Source organism: Mycobacterium ostraviense, from assembly GCF_002705925.1.
Classification (GTDB): domain Bacteria; phylum Actinomycetota; class Actinomycetes; order Mycobacteriales; family Mycobacteriaceae; genus Mycobacterium; species Mycobacterium ostraviense.
On record NZ_NKRE01000139.1, the window covers coordinates 1 to 229 of the forward strand.

Below are 229 nucleotides of genomic sequence, written 5' to 3' on the forward strand. Positions count from 1 at the left end.
GGAAGGACAACCAGCAGCACCACCCCCAAGCGGCTACCCTCCCACTCGAGGGGGTCGGTCCCAAATAAAAAAGTCTCCGGGAAACCGGGGGAGGTCCAAACCCCGTGGCGGTAAGGCGGTGATCTGGCGTGAGGAGGAATCTCAGCGGGTGATATTCCACACCGACCGCGGTTCGACTTATACCGCGAACAGCTTCACCACACTGTGCCGGGACATGGGGATCCGGCAG

General features: G+C 61.6%; 1 pseudogene. It reads left to right on the plus strand.

What is annotated here, in order from left to right:
• Positions 1 to 103 precede the first annotated feature (103 nt).
• Positions 104 to 229, plus strand: a pseudogene (locus tag CDN38_RS32320) (IS3 family transposase); the annotation flags it as partial.